11 protein-coding genes are annotated in these 16,142 nt (G+C 76.3%); 2 read left to right on the forward strand and 9 right to left on the reverse strand.

The annotated features are described in order from the left end of the window. Positions 1–6: 6 nt before the first annotated feature. From ACI782_RS09145 to ACI782_RS09155, 3 genes are read right to left on the reverse strand one after another with little or no spacing between them, the layout of a single operon-like run. Positions 7–879 carry a DUF2510 domain-containing protein gene (locus ACI782_RS09145; protein ID WP_456908300.1) on the reverse strand — a complete coding sequence of 291 codons (873 nt, stop codon included), beginning with the start codon at positions 877–879 and terminating at the stop codon, positions 7–9. Between the two features lie 35 nt (positions 880–914). Beyond that, positions 915–2,528 (reverse strand): serine/threonine-protein kinase, encoded by a 1,614-nt coding sequence (locus tag ACI782_RS09150; protein WP_456908302.1) that lies wholly within the window; start codon positions 2,526–2,528, stop codon positions 915–917. Next, positions 2,525–3,943, reverse strand: a complete 1,419-nt coding sequence (locus tag ACI782_RS09155) for a M20/M25/M40 family metallo-hydrolase (protein WP_456908304.1) — start codon at positions 3,941–3,943, stop codon at positions 2,525–2,527. Before ACI782_RS09155 ends, ACI782_RS09150 begins: the two co-directional genes overlap by 4 nt. 57 nt (positions 3,944–4,000) lie before the next feature. Here ACI782_RS09155 and ACI782_RS09160 point away from each other — a divergent pair, with 57 nt between their 5' ends. Continuing rightward, positions 4,001–4,837: an alpha/beta fold hydrolase gene (locus tag ACI782_RS09160; RefSeq protein WP_456908306.1), complete on the forward strand. Its 837-nt coding sequence runs from the start codon at positions 4,001–4,003 to the stop codon at positions 4,835–4,837. Between the two features lie 120 nt (positions 4,838–4,957). Here the strand turns inward: ACI782_RS09160 and ACI782_RS09165 are convergent, their stop codons facing one another. The 3 genes from ACI782_RS09165 to ACI782_RS09175 all read right to left on the reverse strand — a co-directional run bounded on the left by ACI782_RS09165 (position 4,958) and on the right by ACI782_RS09175 (position 12,989). Next, entirely contained in the window at positions 4,958–8,269 is a 3,312-nt protein-coding gene (locus ACI782_RS09165; RefSeq protein WP_456908308.1) for an ATP-dependent helicase, read from the reverse strand. Continuing rightward, on the reverse strand, positions 8,266–11,451 hold the full coding sequence (locus ACI782_RS09170; RefSeq protein WP_456908310.1) for an ATP-dependent helicase: 3,186 nt from the start codon (positions 11,449–11,451) through the stop codon (positions 8,266–8,268). Before ACI782_RS09170 ends, ACI782_RS09165 begins: the two co-directional genes overlap by 4 nt. Positions 11,452–11,549: 98 nt before the next feature. Beyond that, on the reverse strand, positions 11,550–12,989 hold the full coding sequence (locus tag ACI782_RS09175) for a toll/interleukin-1 receptor domain-containing protein (RefSeq protein ID WP_456908312.1): 1,440 nt from the start codon (positions 12,987–12,989) through the stop codon (positions 11,550–11,552). A 162-nt stretch (positions 12,990–13,151) separates the two neighbouring features. Here ACI782_RS09175 and ACI782_RS09180 point away from each other — a divergent pair, with 162 nt between their 5' ends. After that, complete coding sequence (locus ACI782_RS09180) at positions 13,152–14,057, forward strand: DUF4231 domain-containing protein (protein ID WP_456908315.1); 906 nt, start codon at positions 13,152–13,154, stop codon at positions 14,055–14,057. Between the two features lie 10 nt (positions 14,058–14,067). Here ACI782_RS09180 and ACI782_RS09185 read toward each other — a convergent pair whose 3' ends face one another. The 3 genes from ACI782_RS09185 to ACI782_RS09195 all read right to left on the reverse strand — a co-directional run bounded on the left by ACI782_RS09185 (position 14,068) and on the right by ACI782_RS09195 (position 16,073). Beyond that, the gene (locus tag ACI782_RS09185) at positions 14,068–14,400 is read right to left on the reverse strand and encodes an MGMT family protein (RefSeq protein WP_456908317.1); all 333 of its coding nucleotides are present in this window, start codon (positions 14,398–14,400) and stop codon (positions 14,068–14,070) included. After that, complete coding sequence (locus ACI782_RS09190; RefSeq protein ID WP_456908319.1) at positions 14,397–15,404, reverse strand: hypothetical protein; 1,008 nt, start codon at positions 15,402–15,404, stop codon at positions 14,397–14,399. The genes ACI782_RS09185 and ACI782_RS09190 overlap by 4 nt, the downstream gene beginning before the upstream one ends. 84 nt (positions 15,405–15,488) lie before the next feature. Beyond that, a complete protein-coding gene (locus ACI782_RS09195; RefSeq protein ID WP_456908320.1) occupies positions 15,489–16,073 on the reverse strand; it encodes a TIGR03086 family metal-binding protein in 585 nt (194 codons plus the stop codon). Positions 16,074–16,142: the final 69 nt, after the last annotated feature.

The following is a 16,142-nucleotide window of genomic DNA, read 5'->3' on the forward strand; positions in this document are numbered from 1 at the left end:
CGGAGGTCACAGCACCTCGACGGCGTCGACCACCCGGTCGATCACGCCGTAGAGCTCGGCGTGCGTGTTCGGGATCGAGATGTACAGCAGCGCCGGCGCCGGCCGGCCGACGTCGACCAGCAGCAGCGCCGCCCGCTCACCGGTGGCGTCGTAGCCCTCGACGTCCCACGAGAGGTCGAACTCGAACAGGTGCGCCGGGGCGCCGTCGACGGTGCGCCCCTCCTCGCGCAGCACCCGCCGCTCGTTGGGTGCCGGGTAGTAGTTGGCCCGCACGCTGTCGGCGACCTGGGCGAGGGTCGCCTGCAGGGTCCCCGGCCCGGCGTAGCCGAACTGCTGGACCAGGGGGCCGGAGGTGCACTGCGCGATGAACGTGCCCCCGTCGGGCGTGAGGTCCTGGGTCGTGAAGAACTGTCCCGCGACCGACTCCGTCTCGACGACCACGCCGAGGTCGTACTCGTACCAGCCGTCGCCGAGGAACGGGTAGGAGATGCCGGCCGCCTCGTCGATGATCCGCACGGTGCCCGGCGGGAAGGTCGGCCCGGCGGCGACGGAGGGCCCGGCGGCGTCGGTGTCGTCGTCCCCACCCGTCGACGGCCGGCCGACGAGGAAGCCGATCAGCACCACCAGCACCACGCCCAGGACGGACAGCCCGACCACCCACCCCGTGCGACCCCGGCGCGGGGACGACGGCGGGGCCGGCGGGACGGCCGGCTGCGGCGGCACCTGTACCGGCGGCGCCTGGACGGCGACCCCGGGCCCGGCGGGGGTGGTCACGTCCGACCAGGTCGTCCCGCTCCACCAGCGCACCATGCCGGGGGCGCCGTCCGGGTCCGGGTACCAGCCCGGCGGCGCGCTCCCGGTCTGCCCTCCTCCGGTCACGTCTGCACCCTAGGACCGCCGGCTGTGGGGCTCGGTCACCGGCGGTCCGCCGCGTCGAGCCACCAGGAGCGCAGGGTGGAGAGCCCGTCCTCGCCGCCACCGCGCAGCTCGACCAGGCCGAGGGTGCCCAGGTCGTCCCAGGTCCACCGAAGCTCGGCGTCCCCGTCGGCGTCCACCGAGCAGGTCAGCCGGCCGACGGGTCGGTCGTCGTCGTCGCGCAGCTGCACCCACCCCTGCGCGTCGTCGCCGCTGCCGCAGTCGAACTCGTCGTCCAGCTCGCGCAGTCCGGTGTCCCGCACGTGCGCGGCGAGGGCCGCGTCCGCGCCGTCCCCCCGGAACACGGTGTAGGTCCCGGCGGGCGCGCCGTCGTCGTCGACGTCCCCGGCGGGGCAGCGGAGCCGCCGCAGCGGGCCCTCGACGGGCTCCTGGACGGTGCACTCCGCGGCGGCCACCCCCCGCGGCAGGGAGAACCTGAGCAGCCGGTCGGCGACAGCCGCCGCGTCGTCGGCGGCTCCGTCGGCGCGGCGGTCGGTCGCCACGAGCAGGCCGGCGAGGACGAGCACGGCGACGAGCGCGACCGCCGCCAGCAGCCACGGCAGGAGCACCGCCCAGCGCCCGGACCGCCGCGCCGGGGCCTGGCCGACGGTCGGCGGAGCAGCCGGGGGCCACGTGGTCAGCGGTGCCGCGGCCGGTTCGAGGCGGGTGACCGCCCGGCTCCCGTCCCCCACCCCGACGAAGGTGGGGGCGTCCTCCGCGCGGGGCACCGGGACGCCACTGGCGGCCAGCGCGCCCCGCGCCGCGGCCGCCAGCGCGCCGGCGGACTGCCACCGCAGGGCGGGGTCCTTGGCCAGTCCGCGCAGGACCACCTCGTCGAGCGCCGCCGGCAGACCCGGACGCCGCGACGACGGCACCGGTGGCGGTGCGTGCAGGTGGGCGGCCATCAGGCCCACCGGGTCGCCCGCGGCGAACGGACGCCGGCCGGTGAGCAGCTCGAACAGGACGCAGGCCAGCGAGTAGACGTCCGCCCGAGCGTCCGGCGGCACGGAGGCGAACCGCTCGGGGGCCATGTACTCCGTGCTGCCCACCGCGGCGCCGGTCGCGGTCAGCGCGGCACCGGGCTCGTCGTCCGCACCGCGGGCGATGCCGAAGTCGGCGAGGTAGGCGAAGTCCTCGCCCGCGACCGAGCCGGCGAGGTCCCGGCCGTCGGCGCGGGCGACGAGCAGCACGTTCGACGGCTTGACGTCGCGGTGCACGAGCCCGCCGGCGTGGGCGGCGTCCAGCGCGCGGGCGACCTGACCGACCAGGTCGACGGCGCGCGCGGGGTCCAACGGGCCGGTGCGGCGCAGCAGCGAGTCGAGGTCCTCACCCTCCACCAGCCGCATGTCGAGGAACAGCTGCCCGTCGATCTCCCCGTACCGGTGGATGGGGATGACGTGCGGCTCGTTGAGGCGGGCGGCGATGCGGGCCTCGCGTCGGAACCGGCTGCGGTAGTCCTCGTCCTGGGCCCACTGCGGGTGCAGCACCTTGAGCGCGACGTCCCGCCCGTGCTCGGCGTCGTGGGCGCGCAGCACGCGGCCCATGCCGCCCCTCCCGAGCACCCCGAGCACCCGGTAGGGGCCGAAGCTCTCACCCTCCGGCGGGGTCGTCACCGGGCGCGGAACTCCACGGCCGCCAGCTCGCGCCACAGGTGCGCCGCCGCCTCCGCGCCGCGGTACAGCATCGGCAGCAGCACCCGCTCGTTCGGCGAGTGGATGCGGTCGGTGGGCAGGCCGGCGCCGAGGAACAGCAGCGGCGCGCCGAGGACCTCGACCAGGTCGGCCTCGGGTCCGCTGCCGCCCTCGCGGGTGAACAGGACGTCGGCGGGGTCGGTGTCGAAGGCCTGCCCGATCGCGGTCAGCAGGGCGGCCATCGCCGGGGAGTCCAGGTCGCTGGCGCACGGCGAGACGCCGCCGGCCGGGACGTGCACGTGGGCCTCGATGCCCTCGGGGGTGTTCGCCGCGACCCAGGTGCGGACCTGCTCGGCGAGGTCGGCCGGGCGCTGGTCGGCGACCAGCCGGAAGGTGATCTTGGCGTGTGCCTCGGCCGGGATGATCGTCTTGTGGCCCGGGCCGGTGTAGCCGCCCCACATCCCGTTGACCTCGGCGGTGGGCCGGGCACCGATCCGCTCGAGGGTGGTGAACCCGGCCTCGCCGGTGGCCACGCGCGAGGCCGCCGGGCCGGCCAGCCACGCGGCCTCGTCGAACGGCACCCGCGCCATGAGCTCCCGCTCGCGGTCGGTCAGCGGCCGCACCGCCTCGTAGAAGCCTGGCAGGGTGACCCGGCCCTGGTCGTCGTGCAGGCTCGCGAGCAGCGTTGCCATGGCGTGCAACGGGTTGGGGACGCCGCCGCCGAACGAGCCGGAGTGGAGGTCGACCGCCGGTCCGCGCAGGGTGATCTCGGCGTCGGCCAGCCCGCGCATCGCCACGACGGCGCTGGGGACGTCGGGGGCGGCCATGCCGGTGTCGCTGACCACCACGACGTCGCAGGCCAGCCGGTCGGCCTTCGCGCGCAGCAGGTCGGCGAAGTGCGGGGAGCCCGACTCCTCCTCGCCCTCGACGATCAGCTTGACGGTGACCGCGGGGGTGTCGCGGCCGGTGGCGGCCAGGTGCGCGCGGATGCCGAGCAGGTGGAACGCGACGTTGCCCTTGTCGTCGATGGCGCCGCGGGCGTGCAGCTCCGGGCCGTCCGGGCCCTCGACGCGGGTCGGCTCGAACGGCGGGTGCACCCACAGCTCCGGCGGGTCGACCGGCTGCACGTCGTGGTGGCCGTAGACCAGGGCCACCGGCGCGCCGGGGTCGGCCGACGGCCACTCGGCGAAGACCGCGGGGGCACCCGCGGTGGGCCAGATCTCCACGGTCGGGAAGCCGGTGCGGCGCAGCACGTCGGCCAGCCAGGCCGCGCTCTCGGCGACGTAGGGGGCGGAGGCCGGGTCGGCGGAGATCGACGGGATCCGCAGCCACGCGTCGAGGTCGGCGTGCAGGTCGTCGAGGTGCGCGGTCACGTAGTCGCGTTCGGGGCTGGCCACGGCGTCCGACCGTAGTGGCGGGCGCGCCTGCCGCCGTCCCCGGCTAGCGTCGGCGCCATGGCCGGAGCGCTGCTGCAGGTGGACGTCGGCGACCTCACCTTCGACGTCCGGGCCGACGGGCCGGACGACGGCCGCCCGGTGGTGCTGCTGCACGGCTTCCCCGAGACGTCGGCGTCGTGGGCGGCGGTCACGCCGCTGCTCACCGAGGCGGGGCTGCGCACCTACGCCGTCGACCAGCTCGGCTACTCCCCCGGTGCCCGGCCGGCGGAGGTGGACGCCTACGCGCTGCCGAACCTGGCGCAGGTCACCGTCGATCTGATGACCGCCATGGACGTCCCGCGGGCCGACGTCGTGGGCCACGACTGGGGCGCCAACGTGGCCTGGGCGCTGGCCGCCTGGCACCCCGACCGGGTGCGCTCGCTGACCGCCGTCTCGGTGCCGCACCCGGCCGCGTTCACCGCCGCCTGGCGAGCGGACCCCGAGCAGCAGGAGCGCTCGGCCTACATCCGGCTGTTCTGGCAGCAGGGCAAGGCCGAGGACGTGCTGCTGGCCGACGGCGCCCGGCGGCTGCGGCGGATGTTCGGCGACGCGGTCCCGGGCGAGGCCGTCGACGAGTACGTGACGGTGCTGTCGGCGCCGGGCGCGCTCACCGCCGCGCTCAACTGGTACCGGGCGATGAGCTCGAGCACGCCGGTCGACCCGGTGGCGGTGCCGACCAGCTACGTGTGGAGCGACGGCGACGTGGCGGTCGGCCGGACCGCCGCCGAGGGCTGCTCCGAGCACGTCACCGGCGACTACCGGTTCGTGGAGCTCCCGGGGGTCAGCCACTGGATCCCCGAGCAGGCCCCCGAGGCGCTGGCCACCGCGATCCTGGAGCGGATCGCGTCCAGCTGAACGAGGACACCGGGAAGGACCCCGCCCTCCCCGCCGCTCGCCGGCTCGCGGCGGTGCCCTGGACGGGGCCGCCCGACCCCTCGCAGGCTCGGGGTGAGCCTGGGGACGGGGCCGCTGACGTCAGCGCGCTGTGCCGGAGACCAGCGCGAGCAGGCCGGCCTCGTCGAGCAGGTCGACCGGGCGGACGGTCACCCCGGCCGCGACGTGGTGGAACCCCGCGCTGACGCGCTCCACCGGGACGCCGGTCAGCCGCGACCACCCCAGCCGGTAGGCCGCCAGCTGGACCCCGGCCGCGGCCAGCTCGGCACCCGAGGGCGGCGGGCCGGTCTTCCAGTCGATGACCTCGTAGCCGTCGCCGTCGGCGAAGACCGCGTCGATCCGCCCGCGCAGCGTCAGGGAGCCCAGCGGCGTCTCGAACGGCACCTCGACCTCCACCGGCTGCCGGTCGGCCCACTCGCTGGCGAGGAAGGCGGCCTGCAGATCGGCCAGCGCGCTGTCGGGAGCGGCGAACTCGTCGCCGGAGCCGGGCAGCTCGTCGAGGTCCACCAGCCGGGCGGCGCCGAAGCGCTCCTCCAGCCAGGCGTGGAACGCCGTCCCGCGCCGGGCCAGCGGGGCGGGCGCGGCCGGCATCGGCCGGCGCAGCCGGCGGGCCAGCTCCGCGGGGTCGCGGCGCAGGGTCACCAGCGCCGACACCGACAGGTGCGAGGGCAGCGGGACGTCGACGGTCGGGCTGGCCGCCGCGGCGCGCTCGCGCAGCAGCAGGTCGGCGTCGCGCACCCACTGGTCGACGAGCGGATCGGGGTCGCCGAGCCGGCGGTCGGGGTCGAGCGGGTGCGGCGCGGTGCCGGCCACCAGCTCGGCGGCGGCGGCCAGCGCGCGGCGGCGTCCCGGCGAGAGCGGGTCGGCCGGCCAGACCCCGACCGGCCACTCGGCCAGTGCCGGGTTCTCCGCGCCCTCCTCCGGCGCCGGCGCCCAGTGCACGACCGTGCCGGCGCCGGCCTCGCAGGCCTCGCGCACCGTCTCGAGCAGGGACGACGGGCCGTTGGGCCGCACGCCGTCGCGCCACCAGCTGCCCGAGCAGACCAGCAGGTGCCGGGCGCGGGTGACGGCGACGTAGCCGAGCCGGATCTCCTCGCCGGTGCCGAACGCCTTCCAGTCCTCGACGTACTGCTCGAGGGCCTCCTTGACCGCCGCCTGGTCGCCCGAGCCCGGCACCGGCAGGCGCAGCTGGGGCAGCTCCGCGCGGTCGACGGTGCGCAGGTCGACCGGCACCGCGCCCGGGTCCTTGATCCAGGAGTCGCTGGCGCCGGGCTTGGCCGGGAACTGGTCGGCGGTCAGGCCGGGCACGGCGACGACGTCCCACTCCAGGCCCTTGGCGGAGTGCCCGGTGAGCAGCTGCACCGCCTCCGGGTTGACCGCCACCTCGCCCGGCTCGAGACCGCGCTCGCGCTCCTCGGCGTCGCGCAGGTAACCCAGGAAGGCCGGCAGCGAGGGCAGCTCGGCCAGCTCGGTGAACTCCGCGGCGACGGTGTGCAGCGCGTCGAGGTGGGCGCGGGCGCCGGCCGGGCTGACCTCCGGGGCGCTGGCCAGCTCGGTCTCCAGGCCGAGGGTGCGGGCGACCTCGTCGACCAGGTCGGGCAGCGACTCCCCGAGCCGGGTGCGCAGCTGCGCGAGCTCGGCGCCCAGCCGGCGCAGCCGGCGGTGTCCCTCGGCGGAGTAGTCCTCCGGATCGCCGAGGTCGTCGAGCGCCTCGACGATGCTGCCCCGCTCCGGCGGCGGCTCAGGCGTACCGGGCGGCTGCTCGGCGCGCTCCGGCCGGCGGCTGTGCACCAGGGCGCGGGCCCGGGCCTCCAGCGCGGCGAGGTCGCGCGGGCCGATCCGCCAGCGGGCGCCGGTGAGCAGCCGCCCGAGCGCGTCCCCGGCGGTGGGGTCGACCAGCACGGTGAGGGTGGCCACCACGTCGGTGACCTCGGGGACCTCCAGCAGGCCGCCCAGCCCCACCACCTCGACCGGCAGCCCCCGCCCGCGCAGGGCGGCGGCGATCCCCGGCAGCTGCTTGCGGGTCCGGGCCAGGACGGCGACGGTCGGGGGGCGGCCGTCCGGGCGGCGGCCCACCACCGGGTCGGTGCCGTGCCAGCACGCGGCCAGCCGCTCGGCCAGGGCCGCGGTCTCGTCCGCGACGGTCTCGTAGAGCCCCACGGTGACCGCGCCGCGGCCGGCGGTGGGAGCCGGCGAGAGGTCCGGCAGCGGCACCTCCGGCGGTGGCAGCATCGCCGACACCGCGTTGGCCACGGCGAGCACCGCCTCGTCGTTGCGCCAGCTGGTGGCCAGCGTGAGCCGCTCGGCGCGCCGGCCGCCGACCCCGGGGAAGGTGCGCGCGAAGCGTTCGATGGTGCCCGCCGAGGCGCCGCGCCAGCCGTAGATCGACTGCCGCGGGTCGCCGACGGCGAGCACCGGGTGGCCGGTCTCGCGCCCGAACAGCGCCTCCAGCATGCGCAGCTGGCCGACGCTGGTGTCCTGGTACTCGTCGAGCAGCACGACCCGCCAGCGGGCCCGCTCGCGGCGGCCCACCTCCGGTGCGGAGACGGCGATGCGGGCGGCGGAGGCGACCTGGTCGGCGTAGTCGATCGAGCCCATGGCCCGCTTGCGCGCCTCGAACGCCTCCACCAGCGGCAGCAGTGCCACCCGTGCCCGCTGGCGGGCCAGCACCTCCAGCACCGGGGCGTAGGGCCCCTTCTTGCGCGGGGCGTCCACGTAGCCGGCGACCTGCGCCTCCAGCCGGGCGGTCCAGGCGCGCAGGGCCGCCGCGGTCACGTCGTGCTCACCCATCTCCGCGGCGAGGGCCAGCACGTCCTCGACCGTGGTGAGCAGCGACAGCGGGACGTCGTCCATGTCCCCGGTGTAGGCGGCGACAACCTGGGCGGCCTGTCCCCAGCACATGGCCGGGCCGAGCACCCCGGCGCCGGGCTCGACGCCGATCCGCAGGCCGTGCTCGGCCACCAGGGACGCGGCGTAGCCGTGGTAGGTGGCGACCGTCGGCTGGGCGAGCTCCAGCCGCGCCTTGAGCTCCGGCTCGGTGTCGGGGTGGCGGGCCAGGGCACCGAGGCGCAGGTGGATGCGCTCGTTGAGCTCGCTGGCGGCCTTGCGGGTGAAGGTCAGGCCGAGGATGGCGTCGGGCTCGACGACCCTGTTGGCCACCAGCCAGGAGACGCGGGCGGCCATCGTCTCGGTCTTCCCCGACCCCGCGCCGGCCACCACCACCAACGGCCGATCCGCGGGCGCGGCCACCACGCGGGCCTGCTCGTCCGACGGCGCGTAGGACAGCCCGCACCGCGCGGCCACCTCGGCCGGGGTGAGCTGCCCCTGCGGCTCCGGCTCCGGGTCGGGACCGTCCGCGAACAGGTCGTCGAAGGAGAGCTGTTCGGTGGTCACGCGGTCACCTGCCGGCCGCGCTCGTGCAGCGGGCAGCTGCGGCGGGCGGGGCAGCGCGAGCAGTGCGCACCCGAGCGCACCTCGAAGGCGCCCGCGCCCATGCCCTCGCCCACGGTGGCGATCAGCTCACCGGCCGGGGTCTGCTCCACCGGGACGTCGGCGGGCAGCGGCTCCTGGTGCTGCTCCTTGGCCTTGGCGCCGGTGCCGACCTGGAGCAGCGCGGCCCCGCCGGGGACGGTGCCGTGGGCGGCGAAGGCCCCGGCGGCGACGGCCACCTGGTAGGCGGCCAGCTGCCCGTGCTCCTCGACGTTCCGCGCGGCGGTCTTGCCTGTCTTCAGGTCGACGACGACCAGCCGGCCCTCGGCGTCGCGCTCCAGCCGGTCTACCTGCCCGCGCAGGCGGGCCCGGCCGACGACGACGTCGAAGTCCTCCTCGGCGGCGACCAGCTCGCGCCGGTTGGCCGCGTGCCAGCGCAGGAACCGGTCGAGCATCTGCTGCGCCGTGGCGCGCTGGCGCTGGTCGGACCAGCCGGGGCCGAGGTCGAGCGTGTCCAGCTCCGCCGCCAGCGCGTCCGGCGCCTCGGCCGGCGGCAGCCCCTCGGCGACCCGCTGGGCGACGGCGTGCACGGCCGAGCCGACGGTGCGGGTGGCGTCGGGCGAGGCCTCCGCGCCCACCGCGCCGAGCACCCAGCGCAGCGGGCAGCGCTGGAAGGTCTCGATCGCCGAGGGCCGCACGCGGACGGTCGCCTCGGCCGGCACCAGCGGTGCGTCGTCCGACAGCGGCGGCAGCCCCCACCACTGGGAGGGGGCCGCGCCGGGGACGCCCTCCTCGGCCAGCCGGCGGAGCACCGCCGCGGCGACCGACCGGCGGGGGGCGGGGGTGTGCGGGTCGGTGACCGCGCGGCGCAGGTCGGCGACGAGCGCCGGCAGGGTCAGCGAGCGGGGCAGCTCGGTGAGCGGGCGGCCGTCCTCGGGCGAGGGCGCGACGAGTTCGAGGAAGCGGGAGGCGGTCGCGCCGGCCTCGGCGCCGTCGAGGGCGCCCTGTACCGCGGAGACCACCAGCCGGCGGCGGGCGCGCGTGCAGGCGACGTAGAACAGCCGCCGCTCCTCGGCCAACGCCAGCGACCGGCGGTCGACCCGGGCGCCGTCGACGCCCGCGGCCCGCTCCACCATCTCCTCGGTACCGAGCAGCGAGGAGCGCTCCCGCAGGTCGGGCCAGACGCCCTCCTGCACGCCGGCGACGCAGACGAGGTCCCACTCCAGGCCCTTGGACGCGTGCGCGGTGAGCAACCGCACCGTCTCGTCGTTCGCCGCCCGGGCCGCGCCGGTGTCGCCGGGCAGCTCCTGGGCGGCGAGGTGGTCCACGAAGGCGCGGACGTCGGCCGAGGGCAGCCGGTCGACGAAGCCGGCGGCGGCGTCGAACAGGGCCACCACCGCGTCGAGGTCGCGGTCGGCCACCGCGCCGGCGGCCCCGCCGGCGGCGCTGGTCCGCGCCCAGCGACCGGCCAGCCCGCTGCGCTGCCACATCGCCCACAGCACGTCCTCGGCGCTGCCGCCGGCGGCCAGGGAGGCCCGCCCGGCCGCGAGGACGCCGGCGACCCGGTGCGCCGGGCGGGCCACGTGCTCGGGCAGCGACTCGATCAGCAACTCGTCCCCGAGCGCGGTGGCCAGCGGCGCGCCGCGCTCGTCGGCGTCGACGCCCTGCCGGGCCAGCGCGATGCGGACCACCCGGCGCAGCCGGCGCAGGTCGAGCACCGTCGCCCCGCCCAGCGGCGAGGCCAGCAGCGCCTCGGCCGCGGGCTCGTCGAGGCCGGGGGGCGTGCCGTCGGAACCGGGCAGCAGCGCGTCGAGGGCGCCGAGGAACGGGGCGACCGCCGGCTGTGCGGCCAGCGGCAGGTCGTCGGCGGAGATCGCCGACGGGACGCCGGCCGACGTCAGCGCCCGGCGCAGCGGGCCCAGCGCCACCGCGGTGCGGACGACGACGGCCATCTGCGACCACGGGACGCCGTCGAGCAGGTGCGCGCGGCGCAACACGTCGGCGACGTAGGCGGCCTCGACGGCGGCCGACCCGAAGACGTGCACCTCGGCCGCGCCGTCGGGGGTGCCCTCGGCCGGCTGCAGGCGCCGGTGCTCCCAGGGGCCGGGCAGGCCCTCGGCGACCCGCCGGCTGATCCTCAGCAGCTCCGCGCCGGAGCGGCGGCAGACCCCCAGCGACACCCGCTCGGCGGGCCGCCCGTCGGCGTGCCGGAAGCGCTCGGGGAACTCTCCGATGCCGCGCGGTTCGGCACCGCGGAACGCATAGATGGCCTGGTCGGGGTCGCCGACGGCGACCAGGTTGCCCCCGCGGCCGGCGAGCAGCTGCAGCAGCTCGACCTGGGCGGGGTCGGTGTCCTGGTACTCGTCGACGAACAGCCACCGGGCCCGGGCGCGCTCCTGGCGCAGCAGCTCCGGGTCGCCGGCGAGCTCGGCGATCGCCTCGCGCACCAGCTCGGCCGGGTCGAAGCCCGCGGCGTCACCGCGGCCGGCGGTGGCGAACGCCGTCACGGCCTCGTACTGCTCGGCGAACGCGGCGGCGTGCACCCACACCTCGTGACCGAGCTCGCGCCCCCAGGCGGCGAGCCGGTCGGCGGCGACACCCCGCTCGGTGGCCCGCAGCAGCAGCTCCCGCAGCTCGGTGCGGAACCCGGCGGTGGACAGGGCCGGGGCGAGCGAGGCCGGCCAGCGGACCGCGCCCTCCTCCTCGACGTCGCCGCGCAGCAGCTGCGCGACGACGGCGTCCTGCTCGGCCGCGGTGAGCAGCCGCGGGGGGAGGTCGCCCCGCAGCAGCGCCGCGCGGCGCAGCACCCCGTACGCGTAGGAGTGGAAGGTGCGGGCCAGCGGCTCGCGGATGGTGCGCGCCACCCGTGCGGTGATGCGGGTGCGCAGCTCGGCGGCGGCCTTGCGGCTGAAGGTCAGGACGAGGACCTGCTGCGGGTCCACGCCCCGGTCGATCCGGTCGGCGACGGCCTCGACGATCGTCGTCGTCTTGCCGGTGCCGGGGCCGGCGAGCACCAGCAGCGGCCCGCCGGCGTGGTCGACGACGGCCTGCTGCGTGGGGTCCAGCCGGGGTGGCGCCACCGGCGCCGGTTCCGACTGCACGAGCCGGTAGACCGGCGCACCCTCTGCCCCCCGCAGCGCCACCACCCTTCGATGACACCACGGCCGTCCGACACGTCCGGTACAGGTGGGGCGCGTGTGGCGCGACCCGCGGGTTGAGCCGTCGTCGAGCGACCCTCCTGGACTCAGCCGAAGTCGCTGCGGCTCGGGTCCACCCACCAGTCCCAGAGGGCCTGCAGGCCGGGTTGCCCACCGTTGTAGAAGGACACGAAGCCCTCCGCGCCGAACTCCGTCTGGGTCCACAGCAGGTAGGCGGTGTTGTCGTTGCCGACCCAGCAGGCGACCCGGCCGGGATAGCGGCCGTTGTTCGAGTAGTCACCGTACCCGTGGACGGTGGGGCAGAACTGCCCTGGGCCGAACTGGGCCAAGCCGAACTCGACCGTGTCCTGGAGGAACACACCGTCCACCGTGTTGTCCGGGTAGAGGTTGAACGTCGAGCCGGTGGGGCCCGGCTGCGTCGCGGAAGCGCCGCAGTCGACCCTCGCGACGTCCCCGTCGCCGGCCAGCGGCCCAGGGGTGCACACCGCGGGGTCGAAGTCCCCCGGCACGATGGCGAGTAGCTGCTCGACCGGGGACGGCGGCGGGGGCGTGGGCACCAGCGTGCGTGGCGGCTGTGTCGTCACCGCCTCCGTGGTCGGAGGCTGGGTGCTGAGCGGCTCCGTGGTCGCGGAATCGGTCGTCGTGGGGTCCGTGGTCGAGAGCTGCGCCGTCCGCGACGAGGCGGTGTCCCCTCCCTGGGTCTCGCCGTCCCCTCGGAACAGGACGATCCCGCCGGTCACCAGGAGAGCCACCGCGAGCACCGCCGCGGCGGCGAGGAGCGGGATCCGGCTCCCCCTGCGCGACCGCTCCGGGGTGGACCCGCTCCCGACGTGCCGCCGGTCGGGCGGGGGCGGTGGAGGCGGTGTGCCCAGCCCGAAGTCGGTGAGCAACTGGTCGATGGCCTGCCCGTTGCGGTAGGTCACGTCGGGCCGCCGGCGCAGCGCTATCAACAGCTCACGCGCGTCGTCCTTGACACTGTCGTCGTCCTCGGTCTCTAGACAGTCCCGCAGCTGGCGGATGAGCTCCGCCTGCTCCGCGGCGGTGAGCTCCTCAGCATCGATCGCCGAACGCAGCCGCAGCAGGTAGGCGAAGGGCACGGGCGGGGACGGCGGGAGCGGGTCGGGCAGCTCCCGCCGCGACCCCGCAGCCTCGCTCAGCGCGGCGAACAGGGCCAAGCCGTTGGCGGCCGTCGGCTGCCGGTAGTCGAGGACGTGGAGGTCCGCGACCGGCGCGGTGCGCAAGCTCTCCACCGGCCCGATCTGCACCGGCAGCACCGGCAATCCGAGGTCACGGGCGTATCTCAACTCCGCGCGGCACGGCTTCGACGCCAGCGCGTACTGGGAGACGGCGAGGACGAAGACGTCGCAGCTGCGGATGTGCTGGAGGACCGCCTGCCACCAGTTGTGCCCGCCGTGCAGGGCCGCGTCATGCCAGACGGACACGTGTGATCGCTCCAGGTCCTCGACGAGCCGGCTGACGGCCGCCTCGTCCTTGCGCGAGTAGCTGATGAAGACCTTGATCGTCATGTCTCGGTCCGTTCCGCTCGGTCGAGCCCACAACGAGGCCCATGATGCCGACCCGAGGGCCGCGCGGGAACACACGAGACCCAGAACCGGACCCGTCGGTTTCGCACCCCGGGAGCCCTGGCGCCGCCGACGCCGGCCGCGCGACACCCCTACGATCCGCGCGTGGGCAGCCCGAACACCCCCACCTACTCCCGAGCCTTCGGGATCGCCGACCGCACGGCCGCCTGGGCGCAGCGGACACACCTCCGGCTCACCCGCGCCGAGCTCGGGTTGCTCGTCCTCGCGGCGGCCTCGGGCGCCGTGCAGGTGACGGTCGGGCAGCGGGACATCGACCTGGCCGGCGTGGCCGCGGTGGTCCTGTTCGCCACCACCCTCGTCCTGCGTGCCTATCGGATGAGCATCCGTCCCACGACGGTCTGGCAGGACGCCCGGGCCGCCGCAGAGTCGATCAAGACGCTGTGCTGGCGCTACGCCGTCGGCAGCCGGCTGTTCCCGGTGGAGCTCGACAGTGCCGCGGCCGACCGGCTCTTCGTCGAACGCTTGCGCGAGATACTCGACTCCATCCGCGACCTCCAGGCCGTTCAGCCCGAGGAGCACCAGTACGAGGAGGTCACACCGTGGATGCGCCGCCTGCGGGTGGCACCACTCGCCGAACGCCGGCAGGTGTACGAGCGGCAGCGCATCGAGGACCAGCAGCGCTGGTACGCCGGGCGGGCCCAGTCCAACCGCCACCGGGCGCATCGCTGGAACGGCGTCGTCCTGATCCTTGAGCTGCTCGGTGTCGTCGTCGGGGTGGTGAAGGCGTTCAGCCTGGTGCAGGGACAGAGCGGCGCGGGCGGTCTGCTGGGGCTCGTCGCCACCGTGGGGGCTGCCGCCGCGGCATGGGTCCAGACCAAGCAGTACGCCGCTCTGGCATCGGCCTACGCCATCGCCAACGAGGAGCTGGCCGCCATACGCGTGCTCATCCCGTACGCGGCCACCGAGGACGAGTGGGCGGCGTTCGTCGACTCCGCCGAGGGCGCCATCTCCCGCGAGCACACCATGTGGCGTGCATCCCGGGCTCCCTGACCCCGTCCGGTCAGGGCCAGCCGACGGCGGCGAGGTCGACCCGCCCGGCACGCACCGGCACGCCCTCGGCGGCCAGCAGTTCCAGCTGCCGCACCCATACCGGTTCGGCGGCCGACCCGTCGGCGCGCACCACGCGGTACCAGGGGACCGCTCCCCCGCCCTGCGACAGCGCACGGGCCACCCGGCGCGGTCCGACCCCGACCAGCCGGCCGATGGCGCCGTAGGTGCTCACCCGGCCGGGCGGGATCTGCTCGACGGCGTCGTACACCGCCTCGTCGACGTCCTCCGGGTGCGCGGAGGCGCCCGGGGACGGGTGTCCTCCGGGCGCCTCCGGCGGGGTCACAGCTGGTAGCCGCTGTTGGTCGTCCACCACTGGTAGAGCGCGGCCAGGTCGGCCTGGGTGCTGCCGGGAGCGGCGACGACGCCCTCGACGAGCGCGTTGTCGTCGGTCCACACGATGATCACGGCGCCGTTGTCCGCGTCGATGTAGCACCCCACGGATCCGGCGTTGTCCGCCGACGTCCACTGCCCCACGCCGGTGGTCTCGGCGCAGGTCTGTCCCTCGGGGATCTGCGCGAGGCCCTGGGACGACGAGTCGTTCTCGAAGACCGAGTCGAGGGTCTCCTGGTCCGGGTAGAGGAAGAACTCCGCCTGCTGCGGACCCGGCTGGGTGGTGCTGGCGCCGCAGGCCGCGTGGGCGACGTCGCCGTCGCCGGCCGGCTCGGCCTCGGTGCAGTCGGTGAAGTCGACCGGGAGGATCGCGAGGAGGTCCCCGCCGCCGCCCGGCGCCGGCGCGCTGGAGGAGCTGCTGCTCGTCGAGCGGGGGCTCGAGCTCGACGAGCTGCTCGACGACGAGGTGGTCGCGGCGCTGGTGCTCTCGGCGGCCGGGGCCGGCTCTTCGCCGTCGCGCAGCGTGAAGAACAGGATCGCGGCGAGGGCGACGAGGGCCACGATCCCGGCGACCAGGCCGATCACCAGGCCGCGCCGGCCCTTCCCCTGTCCCGGCTGACCGGGCTGACCGTAGGGACCCGGCTGGCCGTACTGCCCCGGCTGCCCGTAGGGGCCGGGCTGTCCGGGTTGGCCGTACTGACCCGGCTGCCCGTAGGGCCCCGGCTGACCAGGCTGCCCGTACTGCCCCGGCTGCCCCGGCTGTCCGTAGGGGCCGGGCTGCCCGGGTTGGCCGTACTGGCCGGGCTGGCCGTAGGGCCCCGGCTGGCCCGGCTGCGGGCCCTGTGGCGCACCGCCCTGACCACCGGGACCGCCCTGGGGTTGCCCCCAGCCTCCCTGGCCGGGCTGCTGAGGACCGGGCGGGCCGTAGGGACCCTGACCCGGCGGCGGCGTACTCATGGGGTGACCTCCTGGTGGATCGAGAGCGCCCGCAGCTTAGAGGCCACCCGATCGGCGGAGACGCTCATCGGCCCCCTGTGCGCGTCACCCCCGCCGGCCGAACCGTGCCAGCAGCCGGGCCTGCGGCGGGGCGGTGGGCGGCACGTCGAGCGGCGGGTCGATCAGCCCGGGGACGCCGTCCTCCGGCAGCCGGTCGGCGACCACGAGACCGGCGGTGACCAGCACCGGGTCCAGCTCGACGTCCCCGCCGGTGGCACGGGCGAGGTCCCAGGAGTGCACCGTCAGGTCGGCGGTCATCTCCTCGATGTAGTGCGCCGCGAGCAGGGGGCCGCGGACCAGGTGCACCGTGCGCAGCAGCGCGTGGTCGTCGGCGAAGGCGGACAGGGCGGCGTCGGCCGCGGTCTCCCAGCCGGTCAGCGGGTCGTCGCCCAGGAGGTCCGGCGTCGCGTCGGGGAACCGGCCGTCGAGGAGGTCGTACGGCTCCCCGGCGAGCAGCGGCGGCGCGCACAGCGCCTCGGTGACCAGGTGGGCCACGAGGTCGGCGACGGTCCACCCCGGCAGCGCCGGGTCCTCCCACTGGTCGGGCTCCACCGCGTCGACCCGATCGGTGAACGATGCCTGCGCCCGCTGGAAGAGCTCGAGCAGTTCGGCGGGAGAGATCTCGGACACGTCGTCAGTAGACGCCTCGAGGGCCCGGGCCGCCCCCGCGGGGGGCGATCCGGGCCCTCGTGACGTTCT

The organism is Geodermatophilus sp. SYSU D00703, from assembly GCF_054050155.1.